Origin of the sequence: Pseudomonas sp. SJZ074 (assembly GCF_007828215.1) — a bacterium.
In the GTDB taxonomy this organism is placed as follows: Bacteria; Pseudomonadota; Gammaproteobacteria; order Pseudomonadales; family Pseudomonadaceae; genus Aquipseudomonas.
In genome coordinates this window covers 110,311-133,009 of record NZ_VIUE01000013.1, presented here as the reverse complement: position 1 = coordinate 133,009, position 22,699 = coordinate 110,311, and the positions used below count along the sequence as shown (strand labels likewise).

Annotated in this window: 20 protein-coding genes; 8 read left to right on the top strand and 12 right to left on the bottom strand. The window is 62.6% G+C overall.

The features are described from left to right. Positions 1-138 precede the first annotated feature (138 nt). From mqo to pedF, 10 genes are all read right to left on the bottom strand, one after another. Entirely contained in the window at positions 139-1,782 is a 1,644-nt protein-coding gene (gene mqo, locus FBX99_RS15660; protein ID WP_144931760.1) for a malate dehydrogenase (quinone), read from the bottom strand. A gap of 560 nt (positions 1,783-2,342) precedes the next feature. After that, entirely contained in the window at positions 2,343-3,713 is a 1,371-nt protein-coding gene (locus FBX99_RS15655) for a hybrid sensor histidine kinase/response regulator (RefSeq protein ID WP_145131952.1), read from the bottom strand. After that, positions 3,697-4,854 (bottom strand): alcohol dehydrogenase-like regulatory protein ErcA, encoded by a 1,158-nt coding sequence (gene ercA / locus FBX99_RS15650; RefSeq protein WP_144931650.1) that lies wholly within the window; start codon positions 4,852-4,854, stop codon positions 3,697-3,699. Before ercA ends, FBX99_RS15655 begins: the two co-directional genes overlap by 17 nt. A gap of 131 nt (positions 4,855-4,985) precedes the next feature. After that, the gene (gene pqqA, locus FBX99_RS15645) at positions 4,986-5,057 is read right to left on the bottom strand and encodes a pyrroloquinoline quinone precursor peptide PqqA (protein ID WP_003243383.1); all 72 of its coding nucleotides are present in this window, start codon (positions 5,055-5,057) and stop codon (positions 4,986-4,988) included. Between the two features lie 238 nt (positions 5,058-5,295). Further along, complete coding sequence (locus tag FBX99_RS15635) at positions 5,296-6,816, bottom strand: aldehyde dehydrogenase family protein (protein WP_144931638.1); 1,521 nt, start codon at positions 6,814-6,816, stop codon at positions 5,296-5,298. A 275-nt stretch (positions 6,817-7,091) separates the two neighbouring features. Further along, complete coding sequence (locus FBX99_RS15630) at positions 7,092-8,867, bottom strand: PQQ-dependent methanol/ethanol family dehydrogenase (protein WP_144931640.1); 1,776 nt, start codon at positions 8,865-8,867, stop codon at positions 7,092-7,094. A gap of 159 nt (positions 8,868-9,026) precedes the next feature. Beyond that, complete coding sequence (locus FBX99_RS15625) at positions 9,027-9,953, bottom strand: quinoprotein relay system zinc metallohydrolase 1 (RefSeq protein ID WP_145131950.1); 927 nt, start codon at positions 9,951-9,953, stop codon at positions 9,027-9,029. Between the two features lie 16 nt (positions 9,954-9,969). Beyond that, complete coding sequence (locus tag FBX99_RS15620) at positions 9,970-10,728, bottom strand: quinoprotein dehydrogenase-associated SoxYZ-like carrier (RefSeq protein ID WP_145131948.1); 759 nt, start codon at positions 10,726-10,728, stop codon at positions 9,970-9,972. 10 nt (positions 10,729-10,738) lie between these two features. Further along, a complete protein-coding gene (locus FBX99_RS15615) occupies positions 10,739-11,614 on the bottom strand; it encodes an ABC transporter substrate-binding protein (RefSeq protein ID WP_145131945.1) in 876 nt (291 codons plus the stop codon). Between the two features lie 5 nt (positions 11,615-11,619). Then, on the bottom strand, positions 11,620-12,081 hold the full coding sequence (pedF, locus tag FBX99_RS15610) for a cytochrome c-550 PedF (protein ID WP_144931648.1): 462 nt from the start codon (positions 12,079-12,081) through the stop codon (positions 11,620-11,622). A 241-nt stretch (positions 12,082-12,322) separates the two neighbouring features. Here pedF and exaA point away from each other — a divergent pair, with 241 nt between their 5' ends. Continuing rightward, positions 12,323-14,188: a quinoprotein ethanol dehydrogenase gene (exaA, locus tag FBX99_RS15605; RefSeq protein ID WP_371923856.1), complete on the top strand. Its 1,866-nt coding sequence runs from the start codon at positions 12,323-12,325 to the stop codon at positions 14,186-14,188. Positions 14,189-14,329: 141 nt separating this feature from the next. Beyond that, entirely contained in the window at positions 14,330-14,971 is a 642-nt protein-coding gene (locus tag FBX99_RS15600) for a pentapeptide repeat-containing protein (protein ID WP_144929312.1), read from the top strand. Between the two features lie 80 nt (positions 14,972-15,051). Here FBX99_RS15600 and FBX99_RS15595 read toward each other — a convergent pair whose 3' ends face one another. Both FBX99_RS15595 and FBX99_RS15590 read right to left on the bottom strand, forming a co-directional pair. Further along, the gene (locus FBX99_RS15595) at positions 15,052-15,690 is read right to left on the bottom strand and encodes a response regulator transcription factor (protein ID WP_144929314.1); all 639 of its coding nucleotides are present in this window, start codon (positions 15,688-15,690) and stop codon (positions 15,052-15,054) included. Beyond that, positions 15,687-16,946 carry a histidine kinase gene (locus FBX99_RS15590; RefSeq protein ID WP_145131941.1) on the bottom strand — a complete coding sequence of 420 codons (1,260 nt, stop codon included), beginning with the start codon at positions 16,944-16,946 and terminating at the stop codon, positions 15,687-15,689. Before FBX99_RS15590 ends, FBX99_RS15595 begins: the two co-directional genes overlap by 4 nt. A 410-nt stretch (positions 16,947-17,356) precedes the next feature. Here FBX99_RS15590 and FBX99_RS15580 point away from each other — a divergent pair, with 410 nt between their 5' ends. The 6 genes from FBX99_RS15580 (at position 17,357) to FBX99_RS15555 (ending at position 22,560) form a co-directional block, all read left to right on the top strand. After that, positions 17,357-18,523 (top strand): ABC transporter substrate-binding protein, encoded by a 1,167-nt coding sequence (locus FBX99_RS15580; RefSeq protein ID WP_145131939.1) that lies wholly within the window; start codon positions 17,357-17,359, stop codon positions 18,521-18,523. Positions 18,524-18,550: 27 nt separating this feature from the next. Then, on the top strand, positions 18,551-19,540 hold the full coding sequence (locus FBX99_RS15575; protein ID WP_144929322.1) for a YVTN family beta-propeller repeat protein: 990 nt from the start codon (positions 18,551-18,553) through the stop codon (positions 19,538-19,540). Next, on the top strand, positions 19,537-20,268 hold the full coding sequence (locus FBX99_RS15570; RefSeq protein ID WP_144929324.1) for an ABC transporter ATP-binding protein: 732 nt from the start codon (positions 19,537-19,539) through the stop codon (positions 20,266-20,268). The genes FBX99_RS15575 and FBX99_RS15570 overlap by 4 nt, the downstream gene beginning before the upstream one ends. Continuing rightward, positions 20,265-21,056, top strand: coding sequence for an ABC transporter permease (locus tag FBX99_RS15565; protein WP_144929326.1), 792 nt, complete (start codon positions 20,265-20,267; stop codon positions 21,054-21,056). The genes FBX99_RS15570 and FBX99_RS15565 overlap by 4 nt, the downstream gene beginning before the upstream one ends. A gap of 249 nt (positions 21,057-21,305) precedes the next feature. Continuing rightward, entirely contained in the window at positions 21,306-21,839 is a 534-nt protein-coding gene (locus FBX99_RS15560) for a PQQ-dependent catabolism-associated CXXCW motif protein (RefSeq protein ID WP_145131937.1), read from the top strand. A gap of 55 nt (positions 21,840-21,894) precedes the next feature. After that, the gene (locus FBX99_RS15555) at positions 21,895-22,560 is read left to right on the top strand and encodes a response regulator transcription factor (protein ID WP_144929330.1); all 666 of its coding nucleotides are present in this window, start codon (positions 21,895-21,897) and stop codon (positions 22,558-22,560) included. The last annotated feature ends 139 nt before the right edge of the window (positions 22,561-22,699 follow it).

Genomic DNA, 22,699 nt, shown 5'->3' with positions numbered 1-22,699 from the left:
GAATGGGCATAAAAAATCCGATACCAGAGGACTGGTATCGGATTTTCTAGAAAGCCCGGCTTGGACTCAAATGCTTAAGTGAACAGCATTACGCTCAATGAGCGGCGTTTTCATACCTCACCAGACAGCGTCCGGTTTTTACAGCGCCATGTCAGCCGCTGGGTTGCCTTCTCGGGTCGTTTCTGGCTTGGTCGGGGCCGTGGTGGCGCCTGGCTTGCCGATCACCGGTGGAGGATCCAGTTGCAGGACCTCGCTGGTGTAAGCCCATTCCTGCGCCACGCGCTCAGGGCTGTCGTTGAGCTTGGTGCCGTAGCTCGGCACGATCTGGTGCAACTTTTCCTGCCAGGCCGGACTCGCGACCTTGTCCTTGAAGACCTTCTCCAGCACAGTCAGCATGATCGGTGCGGCGGTCGAAGCGCCTGGCGAGGCACCCAACAGGCCAGCGATGCTGCCGTCCTGTGCGGCAACCACTTCGGTACCGAGTTTCAGGACGCCGCCCTTCTCTTCGTCACGCTTGATGATCTGCACGCGCTGGCCAGCCTGCCACAGGCGCCAGTCTTCCTGCTTGGCCTCCGGGAAGTATTCCTTCAGCGCGTTGAAACGATCTTCATCCGACAGCATCAACTGGCCGGCCAGGTATTCGACCAGTGGGTACTGCTCTATACCGACCTTGGTCATCGGCCAGACGTTGTGGGTCGTGGTACTGGTCAGCAGATCGAAGTACGAACCGTTCTTCAGGAACTTGGTGGAGAACGTCGCAAACGGGCCAAACAGGATCACACGCTTGCCATCGAGCACGCGGGTGTCCAGGTGCGGAACCGACATCGGTGGCGCGCCAACCGAAGCCTTGCCGTAGGCCTTCGCCAGGTGCAGTTGGGCAACGGTCGGATTTTCGGTCACCAGGAACGAACCACCCACCGGGAAGCCAGCGTATTCACGGGCTTCTGGAATGTCGGATTTCTGCAGCAGGTGCAAAGCACCGCCGCCGGCGCCGATGAACACGAACTTGGCGTCGGTCTCGGTTTCGGTACCGTCCTTCAGGTTCTTATAGGAAACGCGCCAAGTGCCGTCTTCATTGCGGGTGATGTCTTCCACTTCGCTGGACAGTTTCAGCGAGAAGTTCGGCTTGGTTTGCAGGTAAGCGGCAAACTGGCGAGTGATTTCGCCGAAGTTCACGTCGGTACCCAGTGGACTCCAGGTAGCCGCGACTTTCTGGCTCGGATCACGTCCTTGCATCATCAGCGGAACCCATTTGCTGATCTGCGCAGGGTCTTCGGAGTACTGCATGCCGGCGAACAACGGGCTGGCCTGAAGGGCTTCGTAGCGCTTCTTCAGGAATGCAATGTTGTCGTCACCCCACAGGAAGCTCATGTGCGGCGTGGAGTTGATGAACGAGCGCGGGTTCTTCAGCACGCCGTTCTTCACCTGCCAGGACCAGAACTGACGGGAGATCTGGAAGGCTTCGTTGATTTCGATGGCCTTGGAGATATCGACCTTGCCGTTCTTGTCTTCCGGCGTGTAGTTCAGCTCCGCCAGCGCGGAGTGACCGGTACCGGCGTTGTTCCAGCCGTTGGAACTTTCTTCGGCAACACCGTCCAGGCGCTCGACCATTTCCATGGTCCAGCCCGGCTCCAGCTCATTGAGCCAAACGCCGAGCGTCGAGCTCATGATGCCTCCACCAATGAGCAGGACGTCCACTTTTTTTGCCTCGGCGGCGTGCGTGGTCGCAAGACCCATCGCCATCGCCAGGCCCAGCAGCGCCGTGTGTGTTTTCTTCAACATGTGTGTATCCCTAGGATGGAACGCCATTCCGCCCTCCGGTCTGTTCAAGGATAGACCACGCCCATGGCCGGCAACGCCAGCGTGTCTGGTTCGAATGGACTGGAGGATGGACCTACAGAGGCCGCGCAATACAGCGGCCTCGGTTTATGTCTCTCCGGCACTGACTTCTTGTAGGTCTTGGCTTCAGCTGGGTGAGGGACACTGCAAAACGTCTGGTGGCCTGTACTCGAATCAGCCACACAGACCACTTGATCGGGGCTGGCATGGCCTTGCCCGATTGTCGCAGCGGGGGGAGTTTACAGAATGAAATAACCAGACCGAAGCCTCTTTTTACATTCAGGGCGAAAACGCCGACCAAATGGCGGCGTTTTGATGGCGCCGTTCCGGCACGGTAGCTGCTTGACCAGCCATGAATTTGAAGTGCACTGGGGACCTCGTCGGAGCGGGCTTGCTCGCGAAAGTGGCGTGTCAGAAGTGAATTTATTGCCTGACACACCGCATTCGTCGGATCGCCGCCCGGAGCAAGCCCGCTCCCACAAGGGATCAGTGCTTATCTGGCACTACCCCAGCAACTGGCTCAACACTGCCCGCAACTTGCCCGGCTTGACCGGTTTGTTCAGCAGCGGCGCATTCAGTTTGCGCAAGGCGCGGCGGCACTGGTCGCTGCGGTCGGCGGTGATGATCACTGCCGGGATGGTCTGCTGGAAATGCTCGCGCAGGTGCTTGACCACCTCGCAGCCGACCACCCCATGATCCAGATGGAAATCCGCCAGGATCAGCTCCGGTGCATGGCCTTGCAGCACCTCCAGGGCGGTCGCCTCGTCAGTGGCGGTCAGTACCTCGCAGCCCCACTGTCCCAGCAACGCGGCCATGCTTTGCAGGATGTTGAGTTCATTGTCGATCACCAGCAGCCGGCGTCCGGGCAACGGGTTGCCGCTCATCGCCAGGACTGGTGTCTCGGACAAAGGCAGCGGCTTTTCCTCCGACAGCGGCACTTCGATGCTGAACACCGAGCCGCGCCCCGGCCTGGAACGCACCTGGACCCGGTAGCCAAGGATATGGGCGATGCGCTCGACGATTGCCAACCCCAACCCTACACCTTTGCGGTCTGCCGCCCGGCCCACGTCCAGCTGGTTGAATTCGAGGAAAATCGACTCCAGGCACTCGGCGGCAATCCCGCGCCCCGTGTCCCAGACTTCCAGGCTCAAGCGCCCTCCCCGGCGCCTGGCGGCCAGAAGAATACCGCCCTGGTCCGTGTAGCGACAGGCATTGCTGAGCAGGTTGCGCAGGATGCGCGTCAGCAGACGCAGGTCGGTCATGACCACTTCTTCGCCAAAACGCGCACGCAACTCCAACCCCGCGGCGCCCGCCACCGATTGAAACTCGGAAACCAACGGCGCCAGCAACTCGTCCAGGCGATAGGACGCAATGTCCGGGCGAACCGCAGCCTGGTCCAGCCGGGAAATGTCCAGCAGGTCGGTGAGCAGGTCTTCCGCGCCCTCCAAAGCCTGGTGAGTACGCTCCACCAAAACCTGCTCAGCGTTCGGCAGCTGACGCTCACGCAACGTGGCGATCAGCAGGCGCGCGGCGTTGAGCGGCTGCAGCAGGTCGTGGCTGGCGGCGGCCAGGTACTTATCCTTGCTGCGGTTGGCGGCCTGTGCAGCGTCGCGGGCGTCGCGCAACTGTTGTTCGACGAGCTTGCGCTGGGCGATCTGCTGTTGGAGGTTGTGATTGGCTTCCAGTAATTCATCGGTGCGCTCGGCCACCCGCTGCTCCAACTGATCGTTGAGCTGTTGCAGGCGCTGGCGGGCCAGCTCCAGGTCTTCGAGGCGCGCCGCCAGTTCAGGGTAATGGCTTTTGCGCGTCGAATGATTGCCCAACCCCAACAGCCCGGCCAGGGCTTTTTGCTGTTCGTCAGAGGGCTTCGCCATAGACGACCTCGACATCCCGCTGGCTCGACTCCCGAGGGTTGGTGAGGATGCACGGATCATCCATCGCGTGCTGGGACAGGAAAGGAATATCCGAAGTGCTCACGCCATGCAGGCCCAGGGTTTCGTGGAAACCGATGGTGTGCTTGAGCGCAATCAGATGTTCCACCAATCGGGTGCGGATCTGCCGATGATTCAATCCACGGCAGTCGATCCCCAGCGTCTCGGCGATCACCTTGAAACGGTCCGGCGCCGAGTTGTAGTTGAACGCCACCACATGCTCCACCAGCACCGCGTTGCACAGGCCATGGGGCAGGTCCAGGAAGCCCCCCAGACTGTGGGACATGGCGTGCACGGCGCCGAGAATCGCATTGGAGAATGCCAGCCCGGCCTGCATGCTGCCGAGCATGATCTTTTCCCGCAGGGCAACGTCCGCCGGGTTGGCGATCATCTGCACCAGGTTGCTGTTGATCAACCGCATGGCCTCCAGCGCATGAGGGTCGGTGAGTGGGCCGTGACCGGTGGAAACGAAGGCCTCGATAGCGTGCACCAGCGCGTCGATGCCGGTGCAGGCCGACAGGAACGGGTCCATGCTCAGGGTGGTTTCCGGGTCGATCAGCGAGACATCCGGCACGGCGGCCTTGCTGACGATGGAGAACTTCATGCGCTCCTGCTGGTTGGAGATGATCACGAACTGCGAGACATCGGCCGAGGTCCCGGCAGTGGTGGGGATCAGGATCAGCGGTGGGCTCGGCACTTGCAGGGTGTCGACACCTTCGAACTCGAGAATATTGCGGCCATGGGCAACCACGATCCCGATGGCTTTGCCGCAGTCCATGGGGCTGCCGCCACCGACCGCGACGATGACGTCACAGTGGTTTTCCCGGTACAGCTCGGCACCGAGCATCACTTCCTCGACCCGGGGATTGGGCGAAACGTCGCTGTAGATGCAGTAATCGATACCCAGGGCCTGGAGACTGGCCTCCACATCACCCACCCAGCCGGCGGCGATGACGCCTGGATCGGTGACCACCAACACCTTGCGCGCGCCGAAGGTCTGGGCGTAATTACCGACATTGTGCCGGCAACCGGCACCGAACATGATTTCAGGAGAAACGAACTTGCGTAGCGGGCTGAGGCTCATCTTTTCAGGTACATGGCTCATTGGTAAGCCTGTTCTTATTGTGTTGGATACCCAGAGCCTAAAGCATCCCGCCGTTAATGCAATCAGACCAATGGGTAGCCCGGCCTGAACGCATCAGGCCGGGCCGACGCTCATCGATTGGCGAAGTACATCGTCACTTCGAAGCCGATACGCAGGTCGGTGTACGCGGGTTTAGTCCACATGGGTCTTTCCTCTTCTTGTACCGGGCGATTCCGGCAAGCTCATTAATGCACGGGGTGCCTTGGTTTCGAATGCTACTTTCGAAGCGGTGGGTGGGGTGCGTTGGTAGCAGGTTCTACACACATAAAATGTGGGAGCCGGCTTGCTCGCGAAAGGGGCCGTTCAGTCACTGAGTTCTGTGAACGTGCCGACGCCTTCGCGGGCAAGCCCGCTCCCACAGGGTTTTGCAGCGTTTGCGGATTAGAAGAAACCCAACGGATTGATGTCATAGCTCACCAGCAGGTTCTTGGTCTGCTGGTAGTGATCGAGCATCATCTTGTGGGTTTCACGCCCCACGCCGGACTTCTTGTAGCCACCGAACGCCGCGTGCGCCGGGTAGAGGTGGTAGCAGTTGGTCCAGACGCGCCCGGCCTTGATCGCCCGGCCCATGCGGTAGGCGCGGTTGATGTCGCGGGTCCACAGGCCGGCACCGAGGCCGAATTCGCTGTCGTTGGCGATCGCCAGGGCTTCGGCTTCGTCCTTGAAGGTGGTCACGCCCACCACCGGGCCGAAGATTTCTTCCTGGAACACGCGCATTTTGTTGTGGCCCTTGAGCAGGGTCGGCTGAATGTAATAGCCGCTCGACAAGTCGCCCTCCAGGCGCTCGGCCGCGCCGCCGGTCAGCAGTTCGGCACCCTCCTCGCGGGCGATGTCCAGGTACGAAAGGATCTTGTCGTATTGCTGTTCGGACGCTTGGGCGCCGACCATGGTCTCGGTGTCCAGTGGGTTGCCGCGCTTGATCTGGGTGATCTTTTTCATGACTTCGGCCATGAACGGCACGTAGATCGACTCCTGCACCAGGGCACGGGATGGGCAGGTGCAGACTTCGCCCTGGTTGAAGAACGCCAGCACCAGGCCCTCGGCCGCCTTCTCGATGAAGCTCGGCTCGGCCTGCATGATGTCTTCGAAGAAGATGTTCGGCGACTTGCCGCCCAGTTCCACGGTGGACGGGATGATGTTCTCGGCGGCGCACTTCATGATGTGTGAGCCCACCGGGGTCGAACCGGTAAAGGCGATCTTGGCGATACGCTTGCTGGTCGCCAGGGCTTCACCGGCTTCGCGTCCGAAACCATGGACGATGTTCAACACACCGGCCGGCAGCAGGTCGGCGATCAGTTCGGCAAAGACCATGATCGACAGCGGTGTCTGCTCCGCCGGCTTGAGCACGATGCAGTTGCCGGCGGCCAGGGCCGGAGCGAGTTTCCAGGCGGCCATCAGCAAGGGGAAGTTCCACGGGATGATCTGCCCGACCACGCCCAGCGGCTCATGGAAATGGTACGCCGTGGTCAACTCGTTGATCTCGGCTGCACCGCCTTCCTGGGCGCGGATGCACCCGGCGAAATAACGGAAGTGATCGGCCGCCAGCGGCACGTCGGCGTTGAGGGTTTCGCGCACGGCCTTGCCGTTGTCCCAGGTTTCGCTGACGGCGAGGATTTCCAGGTTCTGTTCGATACGGTCGGCGATTTTCAGCAGCACCAGGGAGCGGTCCTGCACCGACGTCTTGCCCCAGGCATCGGCGGCGGCATGAGCGGCATCCAGGGCCTTGTCGATGTCGGCGGCGCTGGAGCGCGGAAATTCGGCGATCACCTGGCCGTTGACCGGGGATGTATTGGTGAAATATTCGCCTTGGACCGGTGGGACGAACTCACCACCGATGAAGTTGCCATAGCGCGGCTTGAAGGAAACGACGGCGCCTGGGGTTCCGGGTTGTGCGTAGATCATGATGGGCCTCTGCCTGGTCGATGCCTGTCACGGGACAGGCGATAGGCCGATGGTAGAGAGCCCCGCCGGCCAGACGAATGCGTCATTGGCAGGAGGGGCTCTCGTTATTTGGTCGTAGGTTTTGCCGGGATATCTGGATGGATCGGCTTTTTTTGTGGGAGCGAGCCTGCTCGCGATGGCGTCGGCACATTCAGCATCGATGCAAGCTGATCCACCGCTATCGCGAGCAGGCTCGCTCCCACAGGTTTTGTATCTACAGTGAATACCGCGTCAACTCAGCGTTTCGCCACCAACTCCTTCGGCAACTTGAAGGTCCAGAGCATCCCACCCTGGTTGAAATCCTTCACGCGCTTGGCCACTTCGCCGCCCCACAGCGGCACCGCGCCGCCCCAGCCCGAAACCACGGAGACGTATTGCTCGCCGTCCATTTCCCAGGTAATCGGCGAGCCGAGCACGCCGGAACCGGTCTGGAATTCCCAGACCTTTTCCCCGGTCTTGGCATTGAAGGCCTGGAGGAAACCTTCAGGCGTACCGGTGAACACCAGGTTGCCCTTGGTGGTCAGTACCCCGCCCCACAGCGGCGCGAAGTTCTTGTGGCGCCAGACTTCCTTGCCGGTCTTCGGATCGATGGCTCGCAGCACGCCGATGTAGTCCTCGTTCAGCGGCTTGATGGTGAATCCCGCGCCGAGGAACGCCGCGCCTTTCTTGTAGGCGATGCCTTCGTTCCAGATGTCCATGCCCCACTCGTTGGAGGGCACGTAGAACAGCCCGGTGTCCTGGTTGTAGGCCATCGGCATCCAGTTTTTCGCGCCCAGGAACGCCGGGGCGACGAACACCGAGCTGCCCTTGGCTTCACTGCCCGGCGCGCCCGGACGGCTGGCCTCGTTGTAGATCGGCCGACCGTCCTTGTCCAGGCCGCTGGCCCAGGTGATCTTGTCGACGAACGGGAAGCCACGGATGAACTTGCCGTTGGTGCGATCGAGCACGTAGAAGAAGCCGTTACGGTCAGCGGTGGCCGCTGCCTTGATGTCCTTGCCGCCTTCCTTGTAGTTGAAGGAGATCAGCTCGTTGACGCCGTCATAGTCCCAGCCGTCGTGGGGCGTGCTCTGGAAGTGCCACTTGATGCTGCCGTCGTCCGGATTCAGGGCCAGGCGCGACGAGGAATAGAGGTTGTCGCCAGGACGCAAGTGGGAGTTCCATGGGGCCGGGTTGCCGGTGCCAAACAGCAGCAGGTTGGTTTCCGGATCGTAGTAGCCGCCCAGCCACGGCGCCGCGCCGCCGGTTTTCCAGAGATCCCCCGGCCAGGTCTTACCGGCTTCGCCACCGGAGATGCCATTCTCGACCGCCTTGCCGTCCTTGTAGACATAGCCCATATGCCCTTCCACGGTCGGACGGGTCCACAGCAGCTCGCCGTTCTTCGGATCGAAGGCGCTGATCTGGCCCACCACGCCGAACTCGCCGCCCGCCACGCCGGTGATCAGCTTGCCGTTGACGACGATGGGCGCGGCGCTGATGGAGTAGCCTTCCTTGTGGTCGGCGACTTTCTTGCTCCAGACCACCTTGCCGGTGTCCTTGTTCAAGGCGACCAGCTTGGCATCGAGGGTACCGAAGAACACCAGGTCGCCGTACAACGCCACGCCACGGTTGATCACATCGCAGCAGGGACGGATGTCATCGGGCAGACGCGCGTCGTACTGCCAGAGTTTCTTGCCGGTACGAGCGTCCACCGCGAACACCCGCGAATAGGATCCGGTGAGGTACATCACCCCATCCTTGATCATCGGCTGGGCCTGCTGGCCGCGTTGTTTTTCACCGCCGAAGGAGAACGCCCAGACCGGCCGCAGGTCCTTGACGTTGTTGACATTGAGGGTATCGAGCGGGCTGTAGCGCTGGCCCTGGACGCCGAGGCCGTTGGTGACGACCTGTTGCGGGTTTTTCGGGTCCTGGAGAATTTCCTGATCGGTCACGGCGGCCAGGGCCGAACCCGACAGCAGCATGGCACTGAGCAGCAGGCTCACGGCGAAGGGTTGGCGACGTGCGGGATGAGTCATGACGGCTACCTCTGCGGTTATTGTTATACCCGGGAAATTTTCCCGGTCTGCCACAGATTCTTGGGCTCGGGGCCGCTGCCAACAATTGCCCGCTGTGTTGAGTTTTCTAGTTCCTTGGTACATATGAAAATCGCCACAGAGGAATTGCTCAGCCAAGGGTCATTTGGCATCCACCCGCCTCATCCCCACCCGCTCATACCGCGGATACAAATGACTGACACTGCGAATCAGCTCATAACGGCTCAGGCTGATCCCGGCAAAGCGCTCGGGAATGGGGCTGCGGATCATCTCGGCCATGTCGTCGCCCCGGGCGGCGCCGTCGCGCATCAATTGGTCGAGCCAGCTCAGGTAGTCGCGCATCTGCCAGAAGGGCCGCTGGTCGCTCGCCAGCGGGCCGTGGCCGGGGACGATCAGTTTCCAGGGCAAGGCCTGCAACGTGTCCAGGTCCTTGAGCCACACATCCAATCCCGGGCTGTTTGGCGTGGTCAGGGCCCGTTCGTAGAACACCAGGTCGCCGGCGAACAGCACGCCGGTGGTTTCATCGAATATCGCCAGGTCGGCCCCGGTGTGCCCGGCCAGTTGCAACAGCCGCAACGAATGATTGCCCACCTTCAGCGTACCGGGAACCACGGTTTGGGTCGGCAGCACCACCTCGGTGCCACGCATCCAGTCGCCCACCAGTCGGTACATGTTTTCCGCCATCGCATCGCCCTGCTGGCGGAGCAGGTCGGTGGTGCCCGCCAGGGCGCCGACAGGTACGTCGCTGAAGGCCTGGTTGCCCAGCACGTGGTCCGGATGATGATGGGTCAACAGCACCTGGACAACCGGTTTGTCCGTGGTCGCCGCGATAGCCTGGCGCAGAGCTTCCCCGTAGCGCTTCGACGGCCCGGTGTCGATCACCACCACGCCGGCGTTGGTGACGATGAAACCGGTGTTGACGATGTTGCCACCATTGGCCTTGGCAAAATTCTCGGTGCTGCCTTCCAGCAGCCACGTGTCCTCGGCAATCTGCCGGGGCTTGAGCGAATAGTCCGCCGCGCCGGCCCACACCGGCAGGCACAAGCAGATCAATAGTGTCCAGCGCATGGCGCGCTCCTTGGGGTCAGGGGATCGCCGCCTCGAATTGATTGCCACTGTTGTCGCGCAACATCAGGCGGGTCTGCCCGGGGCCTTGTACGTCGAAGCCCAGGTTGGGGTTTTCGCTGACCGCCGGGAACAGCTCCAGGCGCGCCAGCACCTGGCCGTCGGCGTCGAGCAATTGAGCCTGGTTGAGGAAGAACTCAGGAATGCCGCTCACCAGGCCGTTGTCCATCGGATGGGCCACCTGCACCCGCAGGCGGCTGCTGTCGCCCCGGGAATAACGGGCACCGAGCACTTCGCCCAGGTGTTCCTCCCAGCCCGGCTGGGTGCGTACCACACTGGGCGCGGTACAACCGCCCCCGGCCGCATCGATCAGGGTCGAACCAACGTGCCACAGGCCATCGCGGGTCTGTACGGCGGCGCGCAATGGCGTGGCTTGCTCGATGCGGATGCGGATCGACAGCCAGGGCAACACCCGCTCCCCCGGATGGAAGTCGACGATCCTGGGCAACGGATTCAGTTCCGCCCAGGCCAGCACCCGGACCACGTCGCCGGCAAAGGCGCGGGCGTCGATTTCCAGCGGCACCTGGCGGGCGTCTTCGGCAAAGGGCGGTGCCAACAACCGGACCCGCTCGTCGAACACGAACGGCGCGTCGCCCAGCAGTTGCTTGTGATAGAACGCCCACATCACCGACGGAACCGGGTCCTTTCCCGGCTCGACCGCTGCCAGCGTCATCATCGGCAGGCCGACCCCCAGCAGGCAACACGCGAGCCATTTCATCCCTGCGCTCCTATTGATACATCTCCGGCACGTCGTAACGCAGGCCGTAATGGGCATAGACGGCCTTGAGGCTGCCGTCGCGGATGAGGCTTTCCAACGCTTCCTCCACGGCATAGGCCAGTTGCCGGTTGCTTTCATGCACCGCCATGCCGATTTCCCAACGCTGCTTGCCCATGTTCGGGTAGGCATTTTCCGCCAAGGCCAGTTGCGGATCGGCGGCCTCGTGGACCTGCCAGTCAACCTCGCCGCGCATGGCCATGACGGCGTCGACCTCCCCCGCCTGCATGGCCTTGAATGCCTGGGCGACGCTGGGGTAGTGATGGGTCTTGGCGCTGAGCATGCCGTTGAACACCGACGTCAGGTAGAACGACGGCACGCTGTCGACTTCCACCCCGATGGGATGCTGCTGGAACACCGCGACGCTGCCCACCGAATCCAATCGACTGCGGTCATAGGCCACCTGCCAACACTCCTGCTGGTAAGGGCCGAACATCACCACCTGAGCGTTTTCCAGTTCACCGACGTCGTTGCGTCTTTGCACATAATCGTGATCGTAGGGCACGCGCATCATCAGGTCGGCCAGTTGACGGTCGTGCAGCGGACTGCTGCGCCAGATGTAATCGCGCAGGTCGTCGTCCAGCTTCTCGCCGGGCGGCGCCCAGATCAGTTTTAGGTGCACACCCAGCGCTTTCGCCAGGGCCTGCGCCAGCTCCACATCGACGCCCCTGGGCTGGCCGTCGGCTTCAAAGCTGTACGGCGCAAAGTCCTTGTACACCGCCACCTTCAACTCACCGGCGGCGATCATCTGGTCGTAGCTGCGCACTTGCGCCTGCACGGCCTGGCTACACAGCAGCACGCTGCAGATTACCCACGCGAACAGGCGCATGGCGATCACTCCTCGACGTGAACACTGTCGAGGTAGGTGCGCACGGCCCACAAGGCTTCCTGGCTCAGGTAATCGGCCATTTTCGGCATGTAGACCCGACCGTCGCGTACCGCGCCGTGACGCACGCGTTCGACAAACCATTCATCTCCGGCTTCGGCGGCATCCAGCATGCGCAGGTCCGGGGCGATCCCGCCGGACTTGGCCTCCAGGCCATGGCACGCGGCGCAGTTCTGGTTATACGCCGAGGCGCCGATTTCCACGGCCTTGTCCCGTTCGGGGGAGTTGCGATAAGGGTTCTGCGAAGCCCAGCCATCGGCGTCCAATGGCAGGTTGGTGTCCTTGACCGGGGTCAACCCCTTGGTTTCCACTGCCTGGGGCACTACGTTGCCATGGGCCCACACGGAGCCTGCGCCGGTCAGCCCCATCAGCAAAGCGGTAGCGATGATGGCGTTGCGTTTTGTTGTCATTGTTATGCCCTCTGGATTGCACGCTGACCTCTCTACAGAGGCCGTGCCGTCATCTTAGGAACCGTGCCGCGCCAGCCGAATGCTGCTTTGGTGGTCGGGTCCTAGTTCCTTGGTAGCAGGCCATCCGACGCAGGTCGCAAAGACAGGCGGTTCGGGAAGTCTTCCCGGCAAAGGCGGGACTTTTTCCGTATCGGCGGGCCCCGGCGCGATCCAACCTAGTCAGGCCAAAACCTCACTGGGAATGCCCACCATGACAATAAAAAATCCATCCGCCCTCTGCGCCCTTAACGCCGCCTTGCTGCTGGCCGGCGGCCTGTCGCTCAGCCCCTTGGCCAGCGCTGCCGTCACTTGGGAAGACATCGCCAACGACCACCTGACCACCCGGGACGTGCTGCAATACGGCATGGGCACCAACGCTCAGCGCTGGAGCCCGCTGGCCCAGGTCAACGACAAGAACGTGTTCAAGCTGACCCCGGCCTGGTCCTATTCATTCGGCGACGAGAAGCAGCGCGGCCAGGAATCCCAGGCCATCGTCAGCGACGGCGTGGTCTACGTCACCGGTTCCTACTCCCGGGTGTTCGCCCTCGACGCCAAGACCGGCAAGCGCTTGTGGACCTACAACCACCGCCTGCCGGACAACATTCGCCCGTGCTGCGACGTGGTCAATCGCGGCGCGGCCATCTATGGCGACAAGATCTACTTCGGCACCCTGGATGCACGCGTGGTCGCCCTGGACAAAAACACCGGCAAGGTCGTATGGAACAAAAAGTTCGGCGATCACGCCGGCGGCTACACCATGACCGGCGCCCCGGTGCTGATCAAGGACAAGACCAGCGGCAAGGTCCTGTTGATCCATGGCAGTTCCGGCGATGAATTCGGCGTGGTCGGGCAGTTGTTCGCCCGCGATCCCGACACGGGCGAGGAAGTCTGGATGCGTCCCTTCGTCGAGGGCCACATGGGCCGCCTCAACGGCAAGGACAGCACCCCCACGGGCGACGTGAAGGCGCCCTCCTGGCCCGACGACAAGACCACCGAGACGGGCAAGGTCGAAGCCTGGAGCCACGGCGGTGGCGCGCCCTGGCAGAGCGCCAGTTTCGACCCCGAGACCAACACCATCATCGTCGGCGCGGGCAACCCCGGCCCCTGGAACACCTGGGCCCGGACTGCCAAGGATGGCAACCCCCACGACTATGACAGCCTCTACACCTCCGGCCAGGTCGGCGTCGACCCGAGCACGGGCGAAGTGAAGTGGTTCTACCAGCACACACCCAACGATGCCTGGGATTTCTCCGGCAACAACGAGCTGGTGCTGTTCGACTACAAGGACAAGGACGGCAAGGTCATCAAGGCCACCGCCCATGCCGACCGCAACGGTTTCTTCTATGTCGTGGATCGCAACAACGGCAAGTTGCAGAACGCGTTTCCCTTCGTCGACAACATCACCTGGGCCAGCCACATCGATCTCAAGACCGGTCGCCCCGTGGAGAACCCCGGCCAGCGTCCGGCCAAGCCGTTGCCCGGCGAAACCAGGGGCAAGCCGGTGGAAGTCTCGCCGCCATTCCTGGGTGGCAAGAACTGGAATCCCATGGCGTACAGCCAGGACACCGGGTTGTTCTACGTCCCGGGGAACCAGTGGAAAGAGGAATACTGGACCGAAGAAGTGAACTACAAGAAGGGCTCGGCCTACCTCGGCATGGGGTTTCGCATCAAGCGCATGTACGACGATCACGTTGGCAGCCTGCGAGCGATGAACCCCACCACCGGCAAGGTGGTCTGGGAACACAAGGAGCCGTTGCCATTGTGGGCCGGCGTACTGGCAACCAAGGGCAACCTGGTGTTCACCGGCACCGGTGATGGCTTCTTCAAGGCGTTCGATGCCAAGACCGGCAAGGAGCTGTGGAAATTCCAGACCGGCAGCGGCATCGTCTCCCCACCCATCACCTGGGAACAGGACGGCGAGCAGTACATCGGCGTGACCGTCGGTTATGGCGGCGCCGTGCCGTTGTGGGGCGGCGACATGGCAGAGCTGACCAAGCCGGTGGCACAGGGCGGCTCGTTCTGGGTGTTCAAGATCCCGGGCTGGGACAAGGCCACGGCGCAGAAATAGCGCGCCTTCAAAACCTCAACCCAATTCCCCATTTGTGGGAGCGGGCTTGCTCGCGAAGGCGTCGGGTCAGCAACATCGATATTGACTGACCCGGCGCCTTCGCGAGCAAGCCCGCTCCCACAGTCGATCGAGTCTACTGCCATGAACTACCTGCCTCTGGCATGGGTGCTGCTCGTCTTCAACGCCCACGCCGACGACACCGAAGCCCCCCTGACCCTCAACGGCTGCGTCATCGCCGAATCCAGCCAATGCCCCGGTGCCGATTTGCGAGGTGCCCAACTGGCGAACCAGGACCTGCGCAAGATGAACCTCAGCGGCGCGGACCTGCGGGGTGCCGATCTGCGCCATGCGCGGCTGGACCTGGCGAATCTGGAGAAGGCCCGTCTGCAAGGCGCCAACCTGACCCGCGCCAGCCTGCAACAAAGCAACCTGCGCCTGGCCGACCTGACCAACACCACCCTCAAGGCTGTCCAGGCCTGGGGGCTGTTCGCCCAGGGCGCACAGTTCCAAGGCGCCGATCTGAGCGCCGCGTACCTGCAATTTTCCCGACTGTCCGGCGCGCGCCTGCATGATGCCAATCTGCAAGCCGCCGACCTGGAAATGGCTTGGCTGAGCAAGGCCGACCTCAAGGGCGCCGACCTGCGGGACGCCAACCTGCAGGAAGCCAAGCTGGGGGAAAGCAACCTGGAACAGGCCAACCTGAGCGGATCACGCCAGCATTATGGGAATTTCCAGGGTGCGAATATGCAGGGTTGCAAGGGATGCCCGGAATCCTGGGAATGATGAAGGACTTTCGCCAGACACAGTCCCCTCGCCACAAGGTATTCATATTCAGGGACCAAAGAGTGATGCCTATGAACCTCTCACCCCGCCACCCGCACCACCCCCAGATCAATCCCCAAATGCACCAATTCGGCATGGGAGCTGACCTGCAGCTTGCTCTTGAGCAGCGTCAGGTGGTTGGAGACGGTCTTGGCACTGATGCACAACTGCTCGGCGATCATGCGTGCAGGGGTGCCTTTGGCGAGCATGACGAAAATTTCCAGCTCGCGCTGAGTCATGCATTGCAGGCGCGGGTCGGCCTCGTGCCGGGAGCTGGCACAAGCCAGCTGGGTCGCCAGGGATTGTTCGATATAGGCGTGGCCGGCCAATACCCGTCGCACCGCCTCCACCAGTACCTGAGGTGCCGAGTTCTTGGTCAGGTAACCCGCGGCGCCGACGTCCAGGGCCTGGCGCACCAATGGCAATTCATCGTGCATGCTGAAGAACAGCACACGCAGTTGCGGCAGGCGTTGACGCAGGCGCCGGGTGGTTTCCAGGCCACTGATGCCGGGCAGGCCGAAATCCATGATCACCAGGTGCGGCACCTGTTCCTGCACCTGGCTCAGCGCCTCTTCGCCCGTGGCCGCTTCGCGGACTTGCAGATCAGGCATCAAGGCCCGTAGCAGGCTGGCGAAGCCCTGCCGGACCACTGCATGGTCATCCACCAACAAAATGTTCATCGTGCCTCCAGAGGGATATTCAAGGCCAACGCCCAGCCGGCACCGGGACGGCAGAGAACACGCAGCTCGCCGCCCAGGCTGCGAGCCCGTTCGGACATCGAATGCAGGCCGACACCCGGTCGGGGCGGCTGCGTCGCCCCCAGGCCGTTATCGCGCACCCACAGGTGCAAATGTCCGCCGCGCTGGCGCAGGCGGATCCGAACCCGGGTGGCGTTGGCATGCCGGGCAACATTGGTCAATGCCTCCTGGACCAGGCGATACAGCTGAGTCTTGTCTGGCCCTGACAACGGCGGCAAAGCGGAATCGATCCGCAACTCGCAGGCGATGCCATGGGTGTCCTGGCATTGGCGCGCCAACAATCCGATGGCTTCGTCCAGGGGCAAGTGCTGCAGTACCACCGGGTACAAGTCGTGTACCAGCGCCCGGAACCCCTGCTGCAAGTGCTCGCAGTGATCTTCGAGCTGGCTGACCGTCTGCTCCAGTACCGACGGCTGGTCAACCACCAAGCGTAACAGGCAGGCCCGGGCGCGTATGCCAGCCACGTATTGGCCCAGATCATCGTGCAGGGCCTGGGCCAAGTGCGTGCGCTCCTGTTCCTGGACAGCCAACAGCGCCTGGGTGAGTCGGGTGTTATCGGCCTGGGACCGGGCCAGGGCGGCGGTCATCCGGTTGAAGTGCCCGGCCAGTTGCCGCGCTTCCGGGATGCCTTCGGTAGGCAGGCACACCCGCAGATCGCCGGCCGAGACCTGGCGCAACGCTTCGAGCAGTTCATCCAGCAACCCCATGCCCCGGTGCACCGCCCAGCGAATCACCAACAGACTGGCCAACAGGGCCATGGCACAGACGCCCAGCAGTTGCACCAGCGAATCGAGGATTTCCTCGATTTCGTCCCGTGGGTCGACGGCAATCCAGGCCTGACGACCGTCCCGCAGGCCGACCACCTGAGGCGTCGGGCCATCGACGAGCAGTTGATGGCCGAGCCAGGCCTTCAGCCCACTGTCGACACCCGTCGGCAGGTGCTCCCCCGGCGCCAGCCAGCGCACCCGCACATGACGCAGGCTGCCGGTCAGGCGCTCCTGGAGGCTGGTCGGATCGTGCTCGGCGGTTTCACGCAGGTATTGCACCACGGAACCGGCCGATTGCAGCTCGCGCCTTACGTCGGTCATGGCCTGATGCAGCAACAGGCTTCCACAGGCCAGGGTGACCAGGCCGAAGAAGGCCACCACCCACAGATTGATCCGCCAAAGCGCCGACATGATTAGCGGCCTGTAGTCGGAGTGTGCGTGCAATCTGTATGCACGCCGTAGATCCCTTGTGGGAGCGGGCTTGCTCGCGAAAGCGGTGGGTCAGCTTGCATCGGTATCGACAGGTCTGCCGCCTTCGCGAGCAAGCCCGCTCCCACAGGAAATTGCGGATATTTGAAGGTTCTATACCTGGCAGAAAACCGATCCACCTCAATCAAGCTCAGTATCAGCAACAACGGCAGCAGCAAGGCCTTGAAAGTCTGCATGGTCTGTCCGCTCCCTGATGAATGACGATGGTCTGCATCCTAAAACCCCGACATCGACGGCGAGCTACTACCTTGGTACTGCCCCGGCGGTACTTTCTGCATATTTCCCCCTGACCAAGGGCTTCCTATGCTGGCGCTACCCGCAATGGAGGTGTTATGCGCCGGCTCGTCAGTTTCACCTTGATCGCTCTGATGGCAGCCACCACCGTCCAGGCCGAGGACGCGATGCCGTTGCAGGTGCGCATCGGTTACCTGGGGTACCGGCCCGATCCGGGGCCGCTGTTGTCCAACGTCATTGCCGAGCCCGCCGACGCAGGTTTGCGCGGCGCCGAACTGGCGATCATCGACAGCAACAGCACCGGACGTTTTCTCAAGCAGGATTACCGCCTGGAAAGCGCCAGCGTCGACAGCCCCGAAGCCTTGCTTGAGGCCGCCCGCGCGCAGCATGAACAAGGCCTGCGGCTGTTCGTGGTCAATGCCCCCGCCGCGAGCCTGCGCCAACTCAGCGCCGCCCTGCCCGACAGCCTGCTGTTCAATGCCGGCAGCCCCGACGACAGCCTGCGCACCACCGACTGCCTGGGCAACGTGCTGCACAGCCTGCCCGACCGGGCCATGCTCGCCGACGCCCTGGTGCAATTCAGCGTCGTGCGCCAATGGCAGAAAGCGTTGCTGATCATCGGGCGGACGCCCGAGGACCAGGCCTATGCCGGCGCCCTGCGCCGGGCCATGAAACGCTTCGGCATGAAGACCGTGGCCGAGAAGACCTGGCAGTTCGACAACGACCAGCGCCGCAGCGCCCAGGCCGACATGCCGCTGTTCACCCAGACTGCCGAATACGACGCGGTGCTGGTGGCCGATGAGCGTGGCGACTTCGGCGAGTACTTGCCCTACCAGACCTGGTACCCGCGCCCGGTGGCCGGCACCCAGGGGCTGACCCCCACCGGCTGGCACAAGACCGTGGAAACTTACGGCGCGGCGCAATTGCAAAAACGCTTCGAAGCCTTGGCCGGACGCTGGATGAACGACCGTGACTTCGCCGCCTGGATCGCCGTGCGTAGCGTCGCCAGCGCGGTGAGCAAACTGCGCCAGGCCGACCCGTTCGCCATTCGCCAACTGGCCTTGAGCGATCAACTGCCGCTGGACGGCTTCAAGGGTCGCAAGCTCAGTTATCGCCCCTGGAACGGACAACTGCGCCAACCGATTCCCCTGGTCCAGCCACGGGCCCTGGTCAGCACCTCGCCCCAGGACGGCTTCCTGCACCCCACCAATGAAATGGACAGCCTGGGCTACGACCGGCCCGAAGTGAGCTGCCGCTACCCCTGATCGAAAACAACAATAAGGAAAACCGCCATGCGCCGCCCGCCGTTCCAATCGATCCTGCTGCGCCAGGTACTCGCCCTCGGCGCGGTGCTGCTCGCCACCGGCCCTGCCGCCGCCAGCACCGCCTGGGTTTCGAACGAGAAAGACAACAGCCTGAGCCTGATCGACATGCAGAGCCTGGAAGTAGTGGAAACCCTGCCGGTGGGCCAGCGTCCGCGGGGGCTGCTGCTGTCCCACGACAATCGTCTGCTGTACATCTGCGCCAGCGATTCGGACCGGGTCCAGGTGATGGACGTCGCCACCCGCAAGATCATCAAGGAACTGCCGTCCGGCAAGGACCCGGAGCAGTTTGCCCTGCACCCCAACGACCGTTGGCTCTACGTCTCCAACGAAGACGACGCCCTGGTGACCGTCATCGACACCCAGACCTCCGAAGTGCTGGGCCAGATCGGCGTCGGTGTCGAGCCCGAAGGCATGGCCGTCAGCCCCGACGGCAAGTGGACGGTCAATACCAGTGAAACCACCAACATGCTGCACTGGATCGACACCAGCACCCAGACCCTGGCCGACAGCACGCTGGTGGATCAGCGTCCGCGCTTCGTCGAGTTCAATCGCGACGGCAGCCAGCTCTGGGCCTCGGCGGAGATCGGCGGCACCGTGACGATTCTCGATGTCGCCACGCGCAAGGTGCTCAAGACCCTGAACTTCCAGATCAAGGGCGTTCATCCGGACAAGGTCCAGCCGGTAGGCATCAAGCTCAGCGCCGACGGCCAGTTGGCCTTTGTCGCCCTGGGCCCGGCCAACCATGTGGCGGTGATCGACGCGAAGACCTTCGAGATCCTGGATTACCTGCTGGTAGGGCGCCGGGTCTGGCAACTGGCATTTACCCCGGACCAGCGCCAGTTGCTGGCCACCAACGGCGTCAGCGGCGATGTCTCGGTGATCGACGTGCAGAGCCGCAAGGTGCTCAAATCGGTGAAGGTCGGGCGCTACCCCTGGGGCGTGGTGGTGACGCCATGAACGCCCTGGAGGTCAATGACCTGAGCTTTGCCTACGGGCCGCGCGAAGCCCTCAAGCAGATGAATTTCAGCCTCGCCGCCGGGCGCTTCGCCGCGCTGCTGGGCCCTAACGGCGCCGGCAAATCGACGCTGATCGCCCTGCTCACGCGTCTTTACGATGTGCAGCGTGGCGAGATCCGTGTCGGCGGCCATTCCTTGCAGCATTCGCCACGGCCGGCCCTGCAGCAGCTGGGCGTGGTGTTCCAGCAAAGCACCCTGGACCTGGACCTGAGTGTCGAACAGAACCTGCGTTATCACCTCGCCCTGCACGGTTTGTCGCGGCGCGAAGGGATGGCCCGGATCGACGCCGAACTGGCCCGGCAACAGTTGACCGAGCGACGCCATGAACGGGTCCGCGATCTGAACGGAGGGCATCGTCGCCGGGTGGAAATCGCCCGGGCGCTGTTGCACGAACCTCGCCTGTTGTTGCTGGACGAACCCAGCGTCGGCCTCGATCCGGCCAGCCGCCAGGCCCTGGGCCGGCACATTCGTCAACTGTGCGACGAACAGGGCATCAGCGTGCTCTGGACCACCCACCTGCTGGATGAAGTACAACCCTGCGACGATCTGCTGATCGTGCACCAGGGCCGCCTGGTCGCCAGCGGTCGCGCCGAGGCCGTGAGCCAGGAACATGGCGGCACCCTGGGCTCGGCCTTCACCCGCTTGACCACTTCGGGAGCCCAGGCATGAACGCGTATTGGCAATGTTTCAGCGGCATCGTCATGCGCGAATGGCTGCGCTTCGTATTGCAGCGCACACGGCTGCTGAGCGCCCTGGTGCGCCCGCTGCTGTGGCTGCTGGTATTCGCCGCCGGTTTTCGCGCGGCATTGGGTATCGCGATCATTGCGCCCTATGACACCTACATTCCCTACGAGGTGTACATCGTGCCTGGGCTGGCCTGCATGATCCTGCTGTTCAACGGCATGCAGGGTTCGCTCTCGATGGTCTACGACCGGGAAATGGGCAGCATGCGGGTGCTGCTGACCAGCCCCCTGCCCCGCGCCTTCCTGCTCGCGAGCAAACTGCTGGCGACCTCGTTGATCTCGTTGCTGCAGGTCTACGCCTTCCTCGCCATCGCCTGGCTGTATGGCGTCCAGCCGCCGGCCATAGGGTTGTTGTTGGCGCTGCCGGCTCTGCTGCTGGTGGCGCTGATGCTCAGCGCTCTGGGCTTGCTGCTGTCCAACGCGATCCGGCAACTGGAAAACTTCGCCGGGGTGATGAATTTCGTGATCTTCCCGATGTTCTTTCTGTCCTCGGCGCTGTATCCGCTGTGGAAGATGCTCGAGGCCAGCCCGTGGCTGTACTGGCTGTGCGCGGTGAATCCGTTCACCCACGGCGTGGAACTGGTGCGGTATGCCTTGTATGGACAGTTCAACCTGCTGGCGATGACGGTGTGCGTGGGGTTGACCCTGGTGTTCGCGCTGGCAGCGGTGTGGACTTTCAACCCGCAACATGCGGCGCTGCGCAAGACCGGATAATCCAGACAACTCGAATCCCGTTGTGGGAGCGGGCTTGCTCGCGAAAGCGTCGGGTCAGTCAATATCCATGTTGCTGCCCCACCGCTTTCGCGAGCAAGCCCGCTCCCACAAGGGGCCTCGTCCACTTCCAATGCGAAGTGAATTCAAATTGCAAATTACGACTTTAGTACTGGTTTTCCTGTCCATGGTCGCATTCCCAAGACCGCGACCCTGTCATGTAATGGACGCATAACAACAAGGATCAATCCCATGCTCCGTTTACTGGCGGTCGTCTTGCTGGGCCTGTCGATGAATGTCGCGCTGGCCGACACGGCACTGTTTTCCCCCCAGGGTTATCGCATCGACCGGTATCGCAGCCCCACTCCCGACGCCGTGGAAGGCGCCCGGACGATCGATACCCCGGCGTTGCAGCAATTGCTCGAACAGACACCCGTCCCGGTGCTGATCGACGTCTACCGTCGACCCTGGGTCCAGGGGCGCTTCATCGACAACGAACCCCATGCCAATCTGCCCGGCAGCCTCTGGCTGGCCAATACCGGTGATGGCGAGCTCGACCCGACCTGGCAGGACTACCTCGCCTACCACCTGCGCCAGGCCACCGCCGGGCGCACGGAGCAACCGTTGGTCTTTTATTGCCGCTCCGATTGCTGGCTGAGCTGGAACGCGGTAAAACGCGCCGCAGCCATGGGCTATAAGCATCTGTATTGGTACCGCGACGGCGTCGATGCCTGGGAGGGTGCCCACCTGCCCGTACAAGCGGCGCGGCCTGAACCTTTTCCCTGATCTTGAACGTGCGTGCAACTGCTCCAGCCCCAACACAATAATGAGGTGAATGGCCATGTATAAAATCCTGATAGCCGACGATCACCCACTGTTTCGCGAAGCCATCCATAACGTCATCAGCGACGGTTTTCCTGGCAGCGAGATCATGGAAACCGCCGACCTGGACAGTGCCCTGGCCCTGACCGCCGAGCACGACGACCTGGACCTGATCCTGCTGGACCTGAACATGCCCGGCATGCACGGCCTCAATGGCCTGATCAACCTGCGCAACGAGGCCCCGACCATTCCCGTGGTGATCGTCTCCGCCGAGCAGGACAAACAGATTGTCCTGCAGGCCATCACCTACGGCGCGGTGGGGTTCATCACCAAGTCCTCGCCACGCTCGCAGATGACCGATGCCATCGAGCAGATCCTCAACGGCAATGTGTACCTGCCACCGGACATCATCCGTACCCAGAAGAACCCGGTAGGCCGCCGGCTGAACGAAACCCCGGCCTTCCCGCCCGAACTGCTCCAGGCCCTGACCCGCAAGCAACTGCTGGTGCTCGAACGCATGACCAAGGGCGAATCGAACAAACAGATCGCCTACACCCTCGACATCGCCGAAACCACAGTCAAGGCCCACGTCTCGGCGATTCTGCGCAAACTCAACGTGCACAACCGGGTGCAAGCGATCCTCAGTGCGGGGGATATTGATTTCGGGGCTTACCTGCGGCGTTGATGCGGTTCAAGTCAGGCCCATGGCCGTTGTGGGGGGGGGGCGTGGACCCACCCCACAACCGGTTGGGCGTAGTTGGGCGGGGGGCCGCCAAAAAAAATTCACAAACCAAACTGAAGCTTCCTAGGCCGTACCGGGGTGG